We start from the raw sequence: 17,514 nt of genomic DNA, 5'->3' as shown, positions 1-17,514 counted from the left end.
GACGCTTGCTTGCGGACTACAAATGAAAAAGCCCTGGCAGAGCCAGGGTTTTCGAATTTACTAATTATTAATTCCAGTCGTCGTGAGAGTTTTCCGGAACCGGAGCTTCCGGAGTTTCACCCGTCACTACCGGAGATGTCATAATCTTGTCATCGACCGGCTTGAGTTCCGGTGCTGTGCCAGAAACTTCTTCAGACTTTTCAGAAATATCGACATTACCGATGTAATTGCGGATAATGCGCGGCGTCACAAAGATTACGAGATCCTTCTTCGTAATAGACTTGCGGGTATACTTGAAGAGGTTGCCCAAAAGCGGAATGTCCTTGAGGAACGGAATGCCGCTTTCGCTTTCCGTATTTTCGTTACGGGTAAGGCCACCGATCACGACCGTTTCACCGTCAGCCACAACCACCTTGGTCTTTGCTTCCTGGGTCGAAATCACGACTTCACCCTTTTCGTCATAGCCGTAGGAGTTGTTTTCCGGATGGAGGTCAAGCAAGATGCGGTTGTCGCCAGAAACATGCGGCGTCACTGTGAGCTTGATACCCGTTTCCACCATCTTGGTCGAAGATTCGCCACTATCGTCAATTACGCGGATTGAGACCTTGTCACCCATGAACACCAAAGCTTCGGTGTTGTCGAGCGTAGAAACCTGCGGAGAAGCGAGCACTTCCGTAGAAGCGTCACCCATCAAGTTCGAAATGGCAATCTGGAGATTGTTGTCGAGGAGGCTTGCCGTAATAGCAGTGTTAGCCTTGGACACAGCCGGAGAAGTACCGTTCGGGAAAGACTGGATTGCACCACTGATTCGGCTAGAACCGGCAGTAGCACCCGTTGCTGCAGCTGCTGTACCCGGAGTGAGAGATGCAGAACCCAAAGCAGCCGTCCAGTCCACACCAAGTTCACGGGCAAGTTCGCTGTTCACGACAACAAGCTTAGCCGTAATCATGATCTGGAGCGTTTCGACGTCAAGTTCAGTAAGGGCATTGCCCATCTGTTCGATCTTGCTTTCGGTATCGTAAACGATGATGGAGTTCGTGCGTTCCACCACAGAAATCTTGCCACGGTTGGACTTCATGCTTTCGAGCACCTTGACCAGTTCATCAGCCTTGGCATGGTGCACCTGGAAGTTCTTACGGACCAGAGGAGCATTCTGTTCGGCCTGATTTTCTTCGTCGGCAATCTTCTTCTGTTTGGCCTGGTAAGTGCTCAAGCGCTGGATGGAAATGTACTTGTCCTGAATCACCCACGTGAGGTCATTCATGTTACAAATAATGTCCAAAGTTTCCTGCCAGGTCTTCTTGGTCACGCGCAAGCTGATCTTGCCCTTGACATCGGGGGCAATCAAGATATCCACGCCGGCAATGACCGACACGGAACGGAAAATGGCTTCGTAGTCCATGTTGACGAAGTTGAAGTCATATAACTTCTTATTCGGGGCAACGGAACCTTCGGCAGGAGCAGCCCACGAGGTCGCAAAACTTGCAACCATGATAAGAATCGTCAGAATTTTAGTCAGCTTTTTCACTTTTGACCCCCAAATTTATCGGGAAGACCCATAGAGTAGCGACGGCTCACCCCGAATTCCTGAATCAAGAAGAGCACATCAGTTTGTGTAATTTTAAGAACTTTTCCGTTCATGATCTTATCGCCTTCTTTAATCGTATAAGACACGCCCGAATTTTTGGAGTCAACAAGGATTGCCACCGGCTCCTCGGATTCCCAAATAATACCCACCAGTTCCACCTGGTCAATATTAATCCCTTCTTCAACAAGTCCCTTGATTTCGACAAACGGATCACGGCGACCGAAGGAACTGTAAGTCACACGATCTTCATAAAGTTCGTCAAGAGCGCTTCCACCAGGTCTCATGCCCTGCGTGAGCAATTCACCGCGTTCCTGGTCCACCTTCTTCAAGCGTTCCATCTGCACGGCAGAAAGTTCATCGGTAAAGCTCACAGCGCGGCGGTTCACATAACCAATCTTGTTACCCACCTGCACCTTGCGGTAAAGTCCAGTCAAGTCCATGTTTACAAGGCGGTCACCAAAGACCACACGCTGCATGACCTGGGACTTTTCACTCGGAGAAGCATAGAATTCCGTTTCATCGGCGACGACAATCAATTCACGCACAACCGGGCGCAAATGGAATGTCTGCGTACTAGAGACGACCTTCTTGCTTTCCTTTTCGTAAGTCTTCACAAAATCCGAGAATTCCGGCACAGCATCCGGAGACTTCATCCAATCACGAACGTAGATACCGTTCGGGCGAGCACTCCAGAATACAAAGCCTTCGCGACGGATTGCATTTTCAGACGTCTGCAAAATCAAGGCGCCATCCTGCACAAGGATTGCCGGGCGGGCACCAGCAGAAAGCTGGATATTGAGGCCATTCGGATCCCAGAAGACAGACTTCACGAGAGAACCCGCATTCACCTTGAACACCGGAGAGCGATCCGGGCCCTGAATTGCAACTGTAATCAAGAACGAACCATTCGGGTCAGAAACGTTGCCAATGCTCAAGCGGGAATTAGCCACCAAGCGGAACTGTTCCATGCCAGAACCGATAAGCACCGTCATTTCCTTTAAACCCGGAAGCAAAGCCGATGCCCCAGCAGGCGTAGCCGCAGCGGCCTGTGCGATATTTTCGCGGGCAGCCTTTTCGGCGGCCTTGCGTTCAGCGGCCATGCGCTTTTCTTCTTCGCGGGCGGCCTTACGGTCAAGAGCAGCCTGCTTTTCAGCAGCCTTGCGGTCGAGTGCGGCTTGTTTTTCTGCGGCCTTGCGGTCCAGGAGAGCCTGTTTCTCTGCAGCCTTGCGTTCGGCAGCCAAGCGCTTTTCTTCTTCGCGAGCGGCCTTTTCGGCAGCTGCCATCTTACTGGCAAATAGCTTCGAAAGCGTCCAGGACTTGCCATTCTTGCCAGCAAACTTCAAGAGGAAGCTAGACTTATTCAAGGCAATGGCGTTCTTGTCCGAATTGACCGAAGCGCCCACCTTCATTTCAATCTTCAAGAAGTCCATACCGCGATACGGTTCCTTGAACACCTTCATGGAACGCACATACGGCGAAGACTGGTCGACATCGAAATCACCGACGCCAAGGGCGAAGTCGGCATCCGAGAAACCGACGGTCAAAGTTTTTGAAGCGTTATCATACTTCTGGAAGAATGTCGGCAAATTCTTGTCAGAGGCAAACTGGAATACCATCTGGCAATTCTTTGAACAATCAAAGCGGACATCCTTAATCAGTGCAGCCTGCAAAGCAACTGCACTCGATAACAGCATAAGAAGGAACTTGCATTTCATTATTTGCCAACCTTCTTGGATGTATAAGTGGTCAAGTTGAAGTTCACCGACATGGTAATCGGCGTCCAACCGTGAGTTTCAGCCTTCTGCACTTCGGCAGCGATGCCCGAATAGCGAGAAAGTTTCAAGTTCGTAATCGCAGTCGGGTAATTGAAGTTTGCAATTTCAGCAAACAGGTAACCGAGCATGTGATAACCGGAATTGACCGCAATGGAATAGCGGTTTTCGATGTAGTGTTCCCTCTCGGAACGACCTTCCGGATTGAACTTCTGGATTTGCACGCCGGAGCTACGAAGCACAGAATAGAGGTCCTGCAAGCGCAGAGGAACCTTTTCTTCTTCCGGGAACATTTCCTTCAGCTTCTGGAAATCCTTTTCGGCCTGCGCCAATTGCATTTCGAGTTCTGCAACGCGGTTTCTCTTGGATTCAATCTTCTTGAGTTCGTTCGTTGCAGAATCTAGCTGACGCACAAGATCGGTATGTTCTTCCTCAAACGGAACCCATACATACTCATAGACAGAATATGCCGCCAGCAAGATGACAACAATCATCGCAATGCAGTATATATTCTTTTTGTCTTTAAAGTCAATATTAAGGTTGCCCATATCAACCCTCCTCTCCAAGGTCTTTCTTGAGTTCGACCTTGAGTGTAAAGCTATAGGCCTCGTCGCCATCCACCTTCGTTGTAGAAATGGATACCAGCGAAACCTTCTCTACGCTGACTTGCTTTTCGAGCTTGACCATGTATTCTGCGACTTCGGAGAAGTCAAACGTCGTCCCCTTCATTTCGAGATTGAATTCGCTCACCTGCGACACGCTCATAAGCCACATGTTCGGAGGCAGCACCGAAGAAATATTCTCGAACAGGACGACCCAGCGCTTTTTGCTAATCTGGATGGACTTGAGCGCGTTAATCTTGGTATTGATAATGGACTGGTGCTTTTCGAGTTCGCTGATTTTCTTGAGCAGCGGGCGTTCACGTTCTACAGCAGCTCTTGTAGACTGGAGTTCAGCTTCCTTGCTAGAAATCTTTTCGAGCGTGTAAGCATAAATGAACAAAGCCGCAAAAATAGAGACAATGAAAAACACCGTAGGCCACACGACACGGCGGTCAGTAAGCCAAGTCAAGTCCTTTTGCTTTTTGCGGTGTTCACCCGGCAAAAGGTTGATTGTAATTGCAAGCGCCTTGTTGGCACCCTTATTCTTCTTCGTAGCCATTAGAACTTCCTCATTGCAAGTCCCAAAGCCGGGGCGTAAATGTTAGAGAGAGCAACAGACATGCCTTCCTTGTCGACCACGCTAGAATCGCATTCCACAGAGCGGAAGGGGTTCACAGTCGCCGTTTCAATCCCGGTCTTGTCTGCAATATACTGCAAGAGACCCGGAACAGAAGCTCCACCGCCACCGATCAGGATTCTTTCGAGCGGACGGGAATCTTCCGCAGAAGAATGATAGCGGATACCAAAGGTAATCTGGGACATGAGTTCTTCGAAAGCGACCTTCATGGCGTCTTCGAGAACAGAAATAGCAACGCCTTCAACAACCTTCAGGTCGTTCTTTTCGAACATTTCATGACATTTTTCGGCAGGAATATCAAGGCTAGAAGACAGTTTGTTAATAATGACATTCAACGAACCGCCATTCATGGATCGCACGGAGTGGAAGGCGCCATCCTGCATAAAGCCCACACTCATCTTGTTGTCACCAATATTAAAAATGGCCGTTGTCTTCTTGCGTTCTTCATCGGTTGCAGTCATGGCGAATGCATTCAGAAGGCCGAAAATATCGACATCCAGCGCCGAAAGTCTAATGCCCTTGCGGGTAAAGAACTGCGCCCAGGAATCGAGCATGGAGCTCTTTGCAGCCACCACGTTCACCTTGACTTCATCGCCTTCGCGGGAGACAACCTCGTAGTCCAGAACGTTGTCCTGGTCGTCGAACGGCGGACGGGACTGAGCAGTCTGAACAATAATCGCTTCTTCGTTTCCGTTCTTGGGGACCTTGATCGAGAGGCGGTCGACAAGCACACCACCTTCGCCGGCACCGCAGTTCACCGATGCCACAACATCCACATTTTCATCAATCGGGTGGCGAAGCATCAACTTGGAGAAAGCCTCGCCCAACTTGTCGAAGCCGTCCTTCTCCTTCTTTGCGCCATTTTCAGCAGTCAAATCTTCGGAATCACGTCTTTGGATAAGACCATTGATGATGGAGCCTGCAGGAACAGGTTCCAAATCCACTTCGCGCACAATTCTTTTACCGTTAGCATCATGATAGACCTTAACGTACTTGATGCTGTAGTGGCCAACATCTATGCCAACAGTTTCGCGCTCTCCACGAATTCTAGCAATCAACCCTAAAGCCAAAATAAACTCCGATAGGAAACAATACTATGTAAATTTTACTTTCATAAACATCGAATGTCAAGCGAAAAATCATCTCTAAAACACATAAATCTAAGTTGTTACGCCATTTACCTCGTTTTTCTTAGACTTTGTTTTGCGCGTGACCTCAAAAATGTACTGGAGGACGCGTTCCTGGGTCCAAGCATACGACCCAGTGAACACCGCCGAGATGGAATTGAATAGCGGGAAATTGGGGTTACGGCGCCCCAAATTGTTCAAAATCTTGACATCGACATTCTGAACGCCAAACGTCGGAAGTTCAAATGAAATGGAAATCTGCTGATCCGGTTTCACGTCTTCGGCAAGTCCAAGCAGAATACCGCCAGCAGAAAGGTCGTAAAGGACCCCCGAGTGCACCTCGCCGTTCGGGAACGTCGCCGTCACCGGGAAATCAACGACCTCACGGACCCACTTACGCAACTGTTCCTTGTCGAGCTGGTCGCTATGGGTAAAAATTACGTTATCTGGAGTAGCCGCAAAAACCGTCAATCGTTTTGAATAAACGGCATCGTTCATACGGGTCCAACGGATAAGCACACGCGAGCCCTGCAACGACTTGGCGAGCGCCACAGACCCATCAATCTTTACGCTCCAGGTCTTTTCGGAACGTTCAACGATTTTCACGCGTCTAAAAACTTGACCGCTTTCAAATTCCAAGTCCACAGAATCGCCGACATTGAACTGCCTTGTCGAGCTAACCATGGCCAAAGGATTTGAACCGGTAAAATCCATCTTGCGTCTCAAGCCCGCAATCGCTTCGAGAGTTTCATCGCGGACAGAGAACACATTACGGATGCGATAAAATTCCGAGACAGCAGCTTCAAAAAGTCCAGAAGAATTGAGCACGGCGTCCTTGTTTTCGAACTTGGACGAGCGAACGAGTTTTTCCAGAGTACGCACTTCCTTGGGCGTAAATTCAAACGCCTTAATCTTCTCGTTGAACGCATCTGTACCAAACATCACTTCATTTTCGCGACGATTGTACATCAGCTGCACTTCAATCAGCACAAGCGCTACAAACGGAAGAACAGGAAGAATATAGTACTGGAAAATTTTCCAGGCTTCTTGAAGACTACTTTCCATCGGCCCTCACTACAGTTCTGTCCAAACCCCGTTGATGTAGCTTGCGAGGATGGACGACGGGAGAACCTTCCCCGTAAGCGGGGAATTGCAGACGTGGCCAGCAAAGTCGCTTTCGAGAACAGTGTGCGTCTTTTCCGGAGCAAGCACCACCACGCTTTCGCCGGCGGATTCTGCACCAGCCAAACGAGCAGGAGCAGTCGAAAGGAGTTCGATAGCACGAGCTTCGCCAACACTTGCCACAAGTTTGTTCCAAATAGCAGGGAGTGCGACTTCCAAGGAAAGTGCGCCCGGCACGGAATCTTCGAAGTTCACGACCGTATCCTGGCGGAGCACCGGCGTGTGGTTCACGCTAATCGCATTGACGGTTCCATCGACAACACCCTGCCACAAGGCTTCGCGGTCTGCAGCCGAGCGAATCGGCGGGAGAATGTGGTATGCGGAATCGAGCGTTTCGAGGCAGGAATCGTCCAAGAGCAAGTGGTACAAATTCACATCGCAAGTGACATCGATACCGTTCTTGCGAGCGTTACGGACGAGTTCAAGAGTTTCACCGCAAGTGACCTGCTTGAAGTGCACCGGCACCTGGAGGAATCGAGCCGTTTCAAGAACTGTATAGGCGGCAATCGTTTCGGCAATGCGAGGAATGCCCTTCATGCCGAGCATGTCGGAGTAGGCACCTTCGTGAACGCAACCACTGTGGCGGAGCGTCTTGTCCATCGGCTGGAAGAAGAAGCGCTTGCCCGTCATCTTGCCATATTCCATCGCCAAGCGGAGGAAACGGGAATGCGGAATCACGCCGTTACCATCGCCAAAACCAGCGACACCGGCTTCGGCAAGTTCGACCATTTCGGCCAAGCTATCCGAGCCAAAACCCTTGCTGTAAGCGCCGAGGAACTTGATATCGAAAGCATCTTCGCCGCGTTCTTCGGACTTGAAGCGGTTCACCATTGCAGTGTACTTGTCGGCATCGTCAATCGGGTTTGCGGCACTTTCGTAAAGGCCACCGTAGAAACCGCCCTTGCGCAAGGCATCAAAGCCATCGGCAAACGTGTAGACGTCATCGCGGAGCGGTTCCATAAAGTCAATGCCAAGGCCAAAGAGGGCCGGCATCACAAGCGCGCCGTTGCAGTCAAATTCAACCGTTTCGGCATTTTCGCAAGCGTTCAGGCGAACTTCGTTCTGAAGTTCAAAAGACTTGCCGTTCCAGAACTTTGCATTTTTCAGAACGACATTCACAAGACGACCTTTACAAGGTTTACGCATTTTCATTGTTGCGACCTCCAGCCAAAAGGAAGAGAACGGCCATACGGACGGCGACACCGTTGGTCACCTGATCAAGAATTACAGAATGTTCGCCATCGGCGATGTCGGAATCGAGTTCCACGCCGCGGTTGATTGGACCCGGGTGCATGATGATGACCTTGTCCTTAGCGCATTCGAGGAGTTCTTCCGTGATGCCGAACGTATTGCGGTATTCGCGCATGCTCGGGAGGAGAGCATCGTCCATGCGTTCTTTCTGCAAGCGGAGAGCAATGATAGCGTCGGCGTTTGCAACAGCCTTCTTCACATCCGGTTCCCATGTCACATGGTTCATGAGGTCTGTATTGCGCGGCACAAGTGTCGAAGGTCCACAGAGCGTCACGTGAGCGCCCATCGTGGACATACCCCAGAGGTTACTGCGGGCGACACGGCTATGGCGGATATCGCCAATGATCGTGACGTTCTTGCCTTCGAGCGTTCCAAGCTTTTCTTCGATTGTAAGCATGTCGAGGAGAGCCTGCGTCGGGTGTTCATGGGCGCCGTCGCCAGCGTTCACGATAATGGCGTTGCTGTTGTCCGCAAGGAACTTCGGCACGCCCGTCCCCTTGTGACGGACGACCACGATGTCAATCTTCATGGCTTCGATGTTGCGGAGCGTATCGACGAGCGTTTCGCCCTTCTTGACGCTGGAATTCGAGCTTGCGAAGTTCACCGTATCGGCAGAGAGGCGCTTTTCGGCAAGTTCAAAGCTAGTGCGCGTACGGGTGCTGTTCTCGAAGAACAAGTTCACGACCGTCATGCCCCGGAGGCTCGGCACTTTCTTGACCGGACGTTCGAGAATTTCGCGGAACTGTTTTGCATGGTCCAGAATCAGACGGATATCATGCTTGGACACTCCACGAAGTCCAAACAGGTGTTTAATTTCCAAAGCGCTCACTTTACGCCTCCACTTCTACGAGATAAACGGAATTTTCTTTATCAATAGGTTCTATCGCCACGCGGACTTCCTGGTTCCTAGCGGTTTCGACCGTAAGGCCTGCACAATCCGGCGCAATCGGGAGCTCGCGGTGTCCGCGGTCCACGAGCACGCAAAGGCGAATCGCCGCCGGACGGCCAAGGTCCAAGATGGAGCGCATGGCAGCCAAAGCCGAACGGCCCGTGTAGAGCACGTCATCCACGAGAATGACCGTCTTGCCTTCCACAGAAGCAGGCATTTCGGTAAAGCGCATTTCGGTCGCCACCTTCTTGCGGTAATGGAAGTCGTCACGGTAATACGTGGCATCGAGGCAGCCCATTTCAATGGGCTTGCCAAATTTCTGGGAAAGACGCTCGGTGAGCTTTTTGGCAAGTGGAATTCCGCGGCTAGCCATGCCGAGCACAATCATGTTGTCGGCGGACGGATGCATCTTCGCAATCTTCGCCGCCATTTCGTCCAGCGCAAATTCCATCGTCTGCGCCGTAAGAAGCTCGCTTACTTTTTTGCAGTTATCGTTCATAAAACAGTCTTAGTTATTAATCGTTAATCTTCAGTCTTTTAATTTCCTGACCATATTTTTAGGTGAATGTAGTTTTTTTAGGGGCTATTTGCCTTAGCTAGTTGTAAAACACCCCCTTAATTTTATATATATAGGCAAAAAAACACTAGTTACAGGAGCCCCAAATGGCATTTAATCAGTTAGACAAACCGCAGGCAGGCGAAACCATCGCCATCATGAAAACCAACCATGGCACCATGAAACTCCGCCTTTTCGAAGAAATCGTCGGCGAATGCGCCACAAACTTCATTGAACTTGCAAAGCAGGGCAAGTACGACGGCGCTCCGTTCCACCGCATCATCAAGGACTTCATGATCCAGGGCGGTGACTTTACACGTAAAAACGGCACCGGTGGCCACGCCGCAAAGGGTCCGGGTTCCACCATCGGCGACAAGTACGACAGCCGCCTCACCCACGTCCGTGGCGCTCTCAGCTGGGCAAAGACTTCCATGCCGCACTCCATTGGCAGCCAGTTCTTCATCGTTCATGGTAACAACGTGCACTTCCTCGACCACGAACAGTGCGGTCCGGGCCCGGCTGACGGCTACTCCGTATTCGGCCAGCTTTACGAAGGTTTCGATGTGCTCGACAAGATCGCCGGTGTCGATACCGACCGTATGGACCGCCCGTACGACGACGTGATTATCGAATCCGTCACGATCGAAAAGGCTTAATAGACAAAAAGCCAGTCTTTACGCGATGTCATCCCCGCCTCCGAGCGGGGATCTCTTTTTTAAAACAATTTTGAAAAAAATTTCAGTTTTTTCAAAACGCACCCTTGACACGCACAACAACTCATTCTATATTTGTGCGCGTCCTCGGGGTTATAGCTCAGTTGGTAGAGCGCCTGCATGGCATGCAGGAGGTCAGGAGTTCGACTCTCCTTAGCTCCACTAAAAAGACTCGCTAAAAAGCGGGTCTTTCTTTTTTTTGTTCAAAATGTATACCCAGTTATAGCCAAATTAAATACGTTGAAAAAACACCCCGAAAATCCATTACTTTTTTCAGTAGGCCTGTCATTATAAAATAATATTTTTGTATTTTATTCAACATTATGGTCAGGCTTACAAAAATTTCGTCATTCATACTCACCGCCGGAGCTCTCTGCTTCGCCGATAACGCAAGCACCGTCTGCGACGCATCCAAGATGGACGCGTTCGCTTATGAGGACTGCATCGCCGTCCAACGAGGTGCAAAACTCGACAACACGGACTTTTCCGAAAGGGCAGCCCCGCCGGCCGAACTGGTTTCGGAATCTTACGTTGAGCCTTTTAAATACGATCCGTTCAACCGCGACGCCTACCTCACATCATCATTCGGCGAAAACCGTGGCACCCGCTACCACGCCGGCATCGACTTCTCCACACAAATGGAAGAAGGCTGGCCCATCTACGCTCCCGAAAACGGCTACATCAAAGAAATCAAGACCTCCCCATTCGGTTATGGCAAAGTCATGTTCTTTGAAGGCGAAAGCGGAAAGACCTGGGTATTCGCCCACCAAAGTAGCTTTACCTCGACCGTAGAAGACCTGATCAAACAAAAGCAGTACGCGACCAAGAGTAATGACGTTTCCATCAAGCCGAACCTCCGTTTCCGCAAGGGCGATACGCTTACCTTCTCGGGAAGCACCGGAATCGGAAATCCGCACTTGCACCTCGAAGTCCGCCTGAACAAAGACGACGTTACATCGCCATGCCAGCTCGGTGTCAAGTGCCTCGACACGATTGCACCGCAGATTTTCGGAGTTGCCGTTTGGCAAGGGAACGAACTTTCGCTCACGACTGACGAATCCCTCCGTAACGGTTGTGTCGAAACACCCGTCAAGAACGAGTTCAACTTGTCCATGGCCATCAAGATTGCCGACTACAGCCGCGAACCCAAAGATAACCCGATGGCCATCCGCCGTCTAGAACTGTGGCGCTACGACGACAAGATTTATAGCAAAGTTATGGACAACCTCAGCTATAAAAAGATGCTTGACATCCGCAACGAACTTCTTTGGGCAGAAGAAGCCGACACCGCAGGCGATTGGCACTACATCGATGCAAAGCTCGGCCCCATTTCCACCTACAGGCTTGAAGTCGAAGATTTTAGTGGACACGTTATCAGACGCGAATTCAATTTCCACCAGTCTTGCAAGGACAATGGCAAGCTCGTTCTTACTAAAAACCAGAACACGCCTCTTTACACGTTCTTGAGTAAGAGCATGCTCGACATTTACCGTTGCGAATCCGGCTACAAGTTCGCCGCTTTGAACAAGGACGAACAGCCCATCAACAACGACCTCTGCAAGATTTTCGATCACAGCAAGCCGCTCCCGATAGGAAAAATCGTCGAGACATTCCCCGAAACAAGATTCATCCGCTACAGCGCCGATGCAGGCTCTACAGGCACAGGCCGCAGCGTGAACGAACTGATTTCAATTTATCCTTACGGCAAGTACAAAACGAACATCAACTGGTATACCAAAGTCGGTAACGTGAAGATTTCCCAGAAGATTTCGGGCATTCCGGTTGTTGGCGACACATCGCAGAGAGTCCTCGCCGTCACGCGCAATCAAACAGATAGCGTAGACTTTTACGAATTCCACCCGAAGGGATTGCAATTCTACGGCAAGTGGAATGTATGCATCGAAAACGACGACAACTCCGCCCCGCTCTACTGGCTCGGCGAAACGTCACGCCGCTGGTTCTACTTTGAAAAGCAGACAGGTGGGAAGAATCGTTGCGCCACAACAAACGAACTTAGAGACCTAGCCAACATCACAGACGAAGACGGATTCTCTCTCGGATTCCCCTACTGGGCAGAAACGCTTGTCGCAGGCATGTACCAATCTGCATTGAAGATTCCGCTTTACTCCAGATACGCAGGCATCCCGGACGGGAACGCCATCAGCGTCAAGTACAAGAACAAGTGGATTGCCGCAGAATACGATTCCGAACCTAGAGAAATCATCCTTCTCGGAGACGCACTCCCCGACGCAGGCGAAACAATCACCGTTGAAATCACGGACGATTCCAAACGCAAGACTAAGAGGGATATTACAATTCCGGGATTCTAAAGTTCGCGGTAAAGCGTAAGGCGGCGCTTGCAGCCAAGCGCAAGCCGAATAAGGTCACGAATTTTGTCGTTCAGACGCGGGAAATCCACCGGATGGACGGCAATACGTGGAACGCCGAACGGGATTTTCAAAATGCCTTCGGCATACAGAAAAGCAGCCTTTTCTGTTGATTTCGGAATGCCCGCAAAACTGGCCACAGGCGATGCATAGCGGACACCTTCAGCAGTCGTAAGCGAGAAGCGGTCTTCGTACAACATTTTTTCTGCACGGACTTGACCTTGCAAGAACTTGTTGCTAAACCAAGTCGGCGGAACAAACGCCACAGGCGCGTCCGCATTTCCGTTTTCATCAGCAAATAACTTTTTCCAAGATTCTAGGGCCGCTTGCAAAAGGCGGCTCGATTCATATTCGGAAAGCCCCGCAAATTCAGCCTCGCCTCCCGTGAGATTCATACCCACAAGCCCCGCATAGCTGCGGCCCTGGCTGAATTCGGCTTTATGCTTAAAGCCATGCAACGCAAGTTCAAATCCTTCGGACTTGAGCTTCACGAGAGCAGCGCGAAAATTTTCAATGGCTTCGTCTGTAGCGTTCTCCGTATCGGGAATTACAAGTAAGCTAAAAGGCCCTCCGGCCAATTCCTTGAGCTCTTCAAGAATCGGAGTCACTTTCTGGTAGTTCCAGATGCTTAAATCATGAAAACAAAGGAGAAAACGCTTGCACATGGTTGTGAAGATAGCAATAGTTCGGAAAACTAATTTACTACATTTACCTTACTATGTTCGAATCTATCATTCTCGGCCTGTTGCAGGGCCTCGCCGAATTCCTCCCCATCTCTAGCTCCGGCCATTTAGTGCTCGGGCACGAACTTTTAGGCATGAACGAAGCAGGCATGTTCTTCGACATCATGCTCCACGCAGGCACACTGCTTTCAATCTTCGTGGTGTTCCACAAGAAGATTACAGACATCATCGTCGGATGCCTCCGCCGTGACCGAGACCAGCTCCGCGAAGCGGGCTACATCATTCTCGCTAGCATCCCGACAGCACTCATCGGCCTCGGCTTCAAGGACGCACTCGAAAGCCTGTTCGAAAATCCGCGCGCCGTCTGCGTTGCAGAACTTTTCACCGGTCTTTTGCTTTTCACATCGCAGTGGGGCCCGACCGGCGCCAAGCACCCGGATAACGAAGGCGTCAAGATGAACTGGTGGCGCGCTCTCGTGACCGGCACCGTGCAGGGCATCGCTTGCATTCCGGGCATCAGCCGCAGCGGTTCGACCATCAGCGCTATGATGTTCATGGGCGTGAACCGCAAGTACGCCGGCGAGTTCAGCTTCCTCATGAGCATTCCGGCCGTTGGCGGTGCAGCACTTCTCGATTGCATCAAGTGGATCAAGTGCCAGACAATGACTCCGGAAAAAGCGCTCCTCAACCCGGAAAAGGCTTTGAAGTGCGTTGACGCCGGCGGATTCACCCCGGAACTCTTAGTCGGCATGATTGTCGCATTTATCTTCGGAATCATCGCCCTCAAGTGGCTCATGAACTTTGTCCAGAAAGGCAAGTTCCAGCACTTCGCTTGGTACGTCTGGGCAGTCGGTATATTGGGATTGATTTTCATAAAGTAAAAAATTAAAAAAAGTCCTTTTTTTTCAGCAGCACTCGCTTTGCGAGTGCGATTTTTATTTTTTTTGCTTATCTTTATTTTTATAAGAAGGGGAATTTTTATGGCGAGATTTATTTTAGCGTTTTTATTCGTATTTGCTGTTTTTGCGAACGCCAATGTTGCCCGACCATCCACACATGGGAAGCTCCACGTTGTAGGTTCAAACCTCTACGACCACAAAGGCAATCTAGCCGTTCTCAAGGGATTCAGCACACACGGGCTCACTTGGTTCCCTAAATACGTCAATCAAGGTCTTTTCCGCCAAATCAGTTCCGAGTGGAACACCAACTTGATTCGACTCGCCATGTATTCTTACGACTACTGCAACGGTAACAAAAAGAAAAATTTGGAAATTCTCGAAAAAGGTGTCGAACTCGCCATCGCAAACGACATGTATGTCATCATCGACTGGCACATTTTACAAGACAATAATCCCAACGAAAACCTTGCTGAAGCAATCGATTTTTTTAACAAGATTGCAAAAAAATACGCCAATATTCCCAATGTCATTTTCGAAATCTGCAACGAACCCAACGGCAATACCACTTGGGACGACATCAAGGAATATTCAAATCTGATCATTCCCGTCATCCGCAGATACAATCCCGATGCATTGATTCTTGTCGGAACACCGAACTACAGTCGAGAAATTCAATTCCCTGCCAAGGATCCTTTGGAATTTAAAAATGTCATGTACGTGTTCCATTTTTACGCGGCCTCGCACAAAGATGATTTTCGCCAAAAGCTTAGAAAAGTCGTAGCCTCAGGCACGCCCATTTTCATTACCGAAAGCGGTCTCTGCGAAGAAGATGGCGATGGGCATATTGACTTGGAAAGCGTCAAAAAATGGTACAGCCTTGTCGATTCATTACATCTAAATTATACAATTTGGAGTTTATCCAACAAAGATGAAACTTGCGCCATTGTCAATTCGGATTCTCGCGCATTAGAACACCTGACCGAAAAAGATTTGACATATTACGGGAAACTCGCACGAGCAATTATACGCAAAGAAGATGTCGATTCGATTATACCCGACAAAAGCATCACTTCCGATTTCAAGTTGATGTCACGAACGAAGCCCTACATGCTTTGGCTTATATTTGCTGCACCGGCGCTCATTATCGTTTTATTATTAACAGTAACAAAAATCGTTCTAAAAAATTTAAAAAGAAACCAAATCAAGACCTATACGCAATTATACAAATACGGGCACACCGAAGATAAAGTACGCAAGCCAAGTTTTTGGAGAAACGCCGTACTGATTATAGGAACTATTTGTACCTTGATTTACCTTTGCTGGCGAATGACATGTTCCATCCCATTTGCATTCGGAAACATCGCCGTAATAGGAAGCGTCATTTTGCTCGCTGTAGAAATTCTCGGATTCATAGAATCATTGATTCATTACAACGACATGCTCAACTTGAGGAAATATCCGCTACCGCAAATCAAGCCCGAAGAATTCCCGGATGTCGACATTTTCATATCCACTTACAACGAACCTGTTGAACTTTTGCGCAAGACCATTATCGGCTGCAAGTACATAGAATATCCCGACAAGAACAAAGTACACATTTATCTTTGCGACGACCATCGCCGCCCCGAAATGCGTAAGCTTGCCGAAGAACTGGGCGTAAATTACTTTGACCGCCCCGATAACAAAGGCGCCAAAGCCGGGAACCTGAACGAAGCCTTAAAGCGAACAACATCGCCTTACATAGTGACTTTAGATGCAGACATGATTCCGCGCCGCAAGTTTTTACTCAAGACCATCCCCTACTTTATCGATGCCGAAAAAATCAACGAAACTTTGCCCGAAGAAAAGCGCTTTCCGCTCGGCATTGTACAAACACCGCAAAGTTTTTACACACCGGATGTTTTCCAACATAATTTGTATGCAGAAACAATTGTTCCGAACGAACAAGACTTTTTCTACCGCGTAATCGAAGCGGCAAAGACTTCCTCAAACAGCGTGATTTACGGAGGCTCCAATACAATTCTTTCAAGAAAGGCGCTAAACAAAATCGGCGGTTTTTACACGGAATCCATCACCGAGGACTTTGCAACCGGCATGCTGATCGAATCATCTGGATTTGCAAGCCTTGGGCTTTCGGAAGCGCTCGCCTCGGGAATTGCGCCCAACTCGTTCAAAGAGCACATCCAGCAGCGCACCCGCTGGGGGCGCGGAGTCATCGCAACGGCCAAGCAGCTCAAGTTTTTACGAAATCGCAAATTGAACTTTGCGCAAAAATTAAGCTACCTGAGTTCCGTTTTATATTGGTTTTCCCCCATCAAGCATCTAGTTTATTTGCTATCACCCTTGATGTTTGCCGTTTTTTGCATTCCCATTTTCAAATGCACCTTGCTAGACTTGATTTTATTCTGGCTACCGATGCATATTATGCAGATTATTTCGCTGCGCGTTCTTAGCCGCAACATGATTTCAACTCGTTGGAGCGGCATTTACGAAACATCCGTCATGCCATTCTTGCTGATACCCATCATTAAGGAAGCGCTTGGCCTCACGCTTTCGACATTCAAAGTCACCAAGAAAGAAAAAGCAAACGAAAGAATTATCGACAAAAAGAGCCTTATTCCCTTTATTGTGTTATTGACACTGACCGTTTTGGGAATTGCGCAAATGACTTACATGTTCATTGTTTACGAATACATCGGAGTACTCGCCATATTGTTCTGGCTATTCATCAATTCGTATTACCTTATCATGTGCATTATGCTTGTTCTCGGACGCGATGCAGATGGCGAAAACGTGAAAGTTCGAGCCGCGGAATTGGTTGAGGTCACTAAAGAAGACGGCTGCCGCGTAAGTGGCATTACCACAAAACTACTTGAACACGGAGTCGACATTTACACAGACAACATGAACGATTTGTACCTAGGTGAACCCATCAATTTTGAAATTCAAACGACGAGCTACACGCTGCAACTCAAGGGAACTGTAGTTGCAGAACATCGTTCTAATAATCCGCACATTCCAAGCGTCTATACCGTCGAAATTCTCGATTTTAACGGCAAAAAGGACGAATACATCCAGATGCTTTACGACCGCATTTCAACTCTGCCGCAATACCTGAAAATCGGCCGAGGAGCACTATTCGACATCTGGAGAAACATTTCTCATAGAATATCGTCTTAAAAATCGAGACATCATTACTATCAAACGAGATTGCGCGAGCGGTCTTGT

14 protein-coding genes and 1 tRNA gene are annotated in these 17,514 nt (G+C 49.2%); 5 read left to right on the top strand and 10 right to left on the bottom strand.

Going from position 1 to position 17,514, the window contains the following annotated elements; translation table 11 throughout:
* Window positions 1-67: 67 nt before the first annotated feature.
* The 9 genes from pilQ to pyrR form a co-directional block, all read right to left on the bottom strand.
* A complete protein-coding gene (gene pilQ / locus B7982_RS04985) occupies window positions 68-1,528 on the bottom strand; it encodes a type IV pilus secretin PilQ (protein ID WP_088659801.1) in 1,461 nt (486 codons plus the stop codon).
* Window positions 1,525-3,303, bottom strand: a complete 1,779-nt coding sequence (locus B7982_RS04980; protein ID WP_088659800.1) for a hypothetical protein — start codon at window positions 3,301-3,303, stop codon at window positions 1,525-1,527. Before B7982_RS04980 ends, pilQ begins: the two co-directional genes overlap by 4 nt.
* Window positions 3,303-3,908, bottom strand: a complete 606-nt coding sequence (locus tag B7982_RS04975) for a type 4a pilus biogenesis protein PilO (RefSeq protein ID WP_088659799.1) — start codon at window positions 3,906-3,908, stop codon at window positions 3,303-3,305. Before B7982_RS04975 ends, B7982_RS04980 begins: the two co-directional genes overlap by 1 nt.
* A 1-nt stretch (window position 3,909) precedes the next feature.
* The gene (locus tag B7982_RS04970; protein ID WP_088659798.1) at window positions 3,910-4,521 is read right to left on the bottom strand and encodes a PilN domain-containing protein; all 612 of its coding nucleotides are present in this window, start codon (window positions 4,519-4,521) and stop codon (window positions 3,910-3,912) included.
* Window positions 4,521-5,669 carry a pilus assembly protein PilM gene (gene pilM, locus B7982_RS04965; protein ID WP_088659797.1) on the bottom strand — a complete coding sequence of 383 codons (1,149 nt, stop codon included), beginning with the start codon at window positions 5,667-5,669 and terminating at the stop codon, window positions 4,521-4,523. The genes B7982_RS04970 and pilM overlap by 1 nt, the downstream gene beginning before the upstream one ends.
* 90 nt (window positions 5,670-5,759) lie before the next feature.
* Entirely contained in the window at window positions 5,760-6,791 is a 1,032-nt protein-coding gene (locus B7982_RS04960) for a PilZ domain-containing protein (RefSeq protein ID WP_088659796.1), read from the bottom strand.
* A 9-nt stretch (window positions 6,792-6,800) separates the two neighbouring features.
* Window positions 6,801-8,060, bottom strand: coding sequence for a dihydroorotase (locus tag B7982_RS04955; RefSeq protein WP_088659795.1), 1,260 nt, complete (start codon window positions 8,058-8,060; stop codon window positions 6,801-6,803).
* On the bottom strand, window positions 8,047-8,988 hold the full coding sequence (locus B7982_RS04950; RefSeq protein WP_012820097.1) for an aspartate carbamoyltransferase catalytic subunit: 942 nt from the start codon (window positions 8,986-8,988) through the stop codon (window positions 8,047-8,049). Before B7982_RS04950 ends, B7982_RS04955 begins: the two co-directional genes overlap by 14 nt.
* A gap of 1 nt (window position 8,989) precedes the next feature.
* The gene (gene pyrR, locus B7982_RS04945; protein WP_088659794.1) at window positions 8,990-9,547 is read right to left on the bottom strand and encodes a bifunctional pyr operon transcriptional regulator/uracil phosphoribosyltransferase PyrR; all 558 of its coding nucleotides are present in this window, start codon (window positions 9,545-9,547) and stop codon (window positions 8,990-8,992) included.
* 164 nt (window positions 9,548-9,711) lie between these two features.
* On the opposite strand from pyrR, the gene B7982_RS04940 reads away from it, so the two are divergent.
* From B7982_RS04940 to B7982_RS04930, 3 genes are all read left to right on the top strand, one after another.
* Window positions 9,712-10,260 (top strand): peptidylprolyl isomerase, encoded by a 549-nt coding sequence (locus B7982_RS04940; RefSeq protein WP_088659793.1) that lies wholly within the window; start codon window positions 9,712-9,714, stop codon window positions 10,258-10,260.
* A gap of 146 nt (window positions 10,261-10,406) precedes the next feature.
* Window positions 10,407-10,479, top strand: a tRNA-Ala gene (locus B7982_RS04935).
* 161 nt (window positions 10,480-10,640) lie between these two features.
* Complete coding sequence (locus tag B7982_RS04930; RefSeq protein WP_088659792.1) at window positions 10,641-12,647, top strand: M23 family metallopeptidase; 2,007 nt, start codon at window positions 10,641-10,643, stop codon at window positions 12,645-12,647.
* Here B7982_RS04930 and B7982_RS04925 read toward each other — a convergent pair.
* Window positions 12,644-13,369 carry a polysaccharide deacetylase family protein gene (locus B7982_RS04925; RefSeq protein WP_088659791.1) on the bottom strand — a complete coding sequence of 242 codons (726 nt, stop codon included), beginning with the start codon at window positions 13,367-13,369 and terminating at the stop codon, window positions 12,644-12,646. The genes B7982_RS04930 and B7982_RS04925 overlap by 4 nt on opposite strands.
* A 53-nt stretch (window positions 13,370-13,422) precedes the next feature.
* On the opposite strand from B7982_RS04925, the gene B7982_RS04920 reads away from it, so the two are divergent.
* Together B7982_RS04920 and B7982_RS04915 are read left to right on the top strand one after the other, a co-directional pair.
* Window positions 13,423-14,268 carry an undecaprenyl-diphosphate phosphatase gene (locus B7982_RS04920; RefSeq protein WP_088659790.1) on the top strand — a complete coding sequence of 282 codons (846 nt, stop codon included), beginning with the start codon at window positions 13,423-13,425 and terminating at the stop codon, window positions 14,266-14,268.
* Window positions 14,269-14,367: 99 nt separating this feature from the next.
* Window positions 14,368-17,466 (top strand): cellulase family glycosylhydrolase, encoded by a 3,099-nt coding sequence (locus tag B7982_RS04915; protein WP_088659789.1) that lies wholly within the window; start codon window positions 14,368-14,370, stop codon window positions 17,464-17,466.
* The last annotated feature ends 48 nt before the right edge of the window (window positions 17,467-17,514 follow it).

It is taken from the genome of Fibrobacter sp. UWB2, assembly GCF_002210425.1.
Classification (GTDB): domain Bacteria; phylum Fibrobacterota; class Fibrobacteria; order Fibrobacterales; family Fibrobacteraceae; genus Fibrobacter; species Fibrobacter elongatus.
This window is presented reverse-complemented; position numbering and strand designations above follow the sequence as displayed.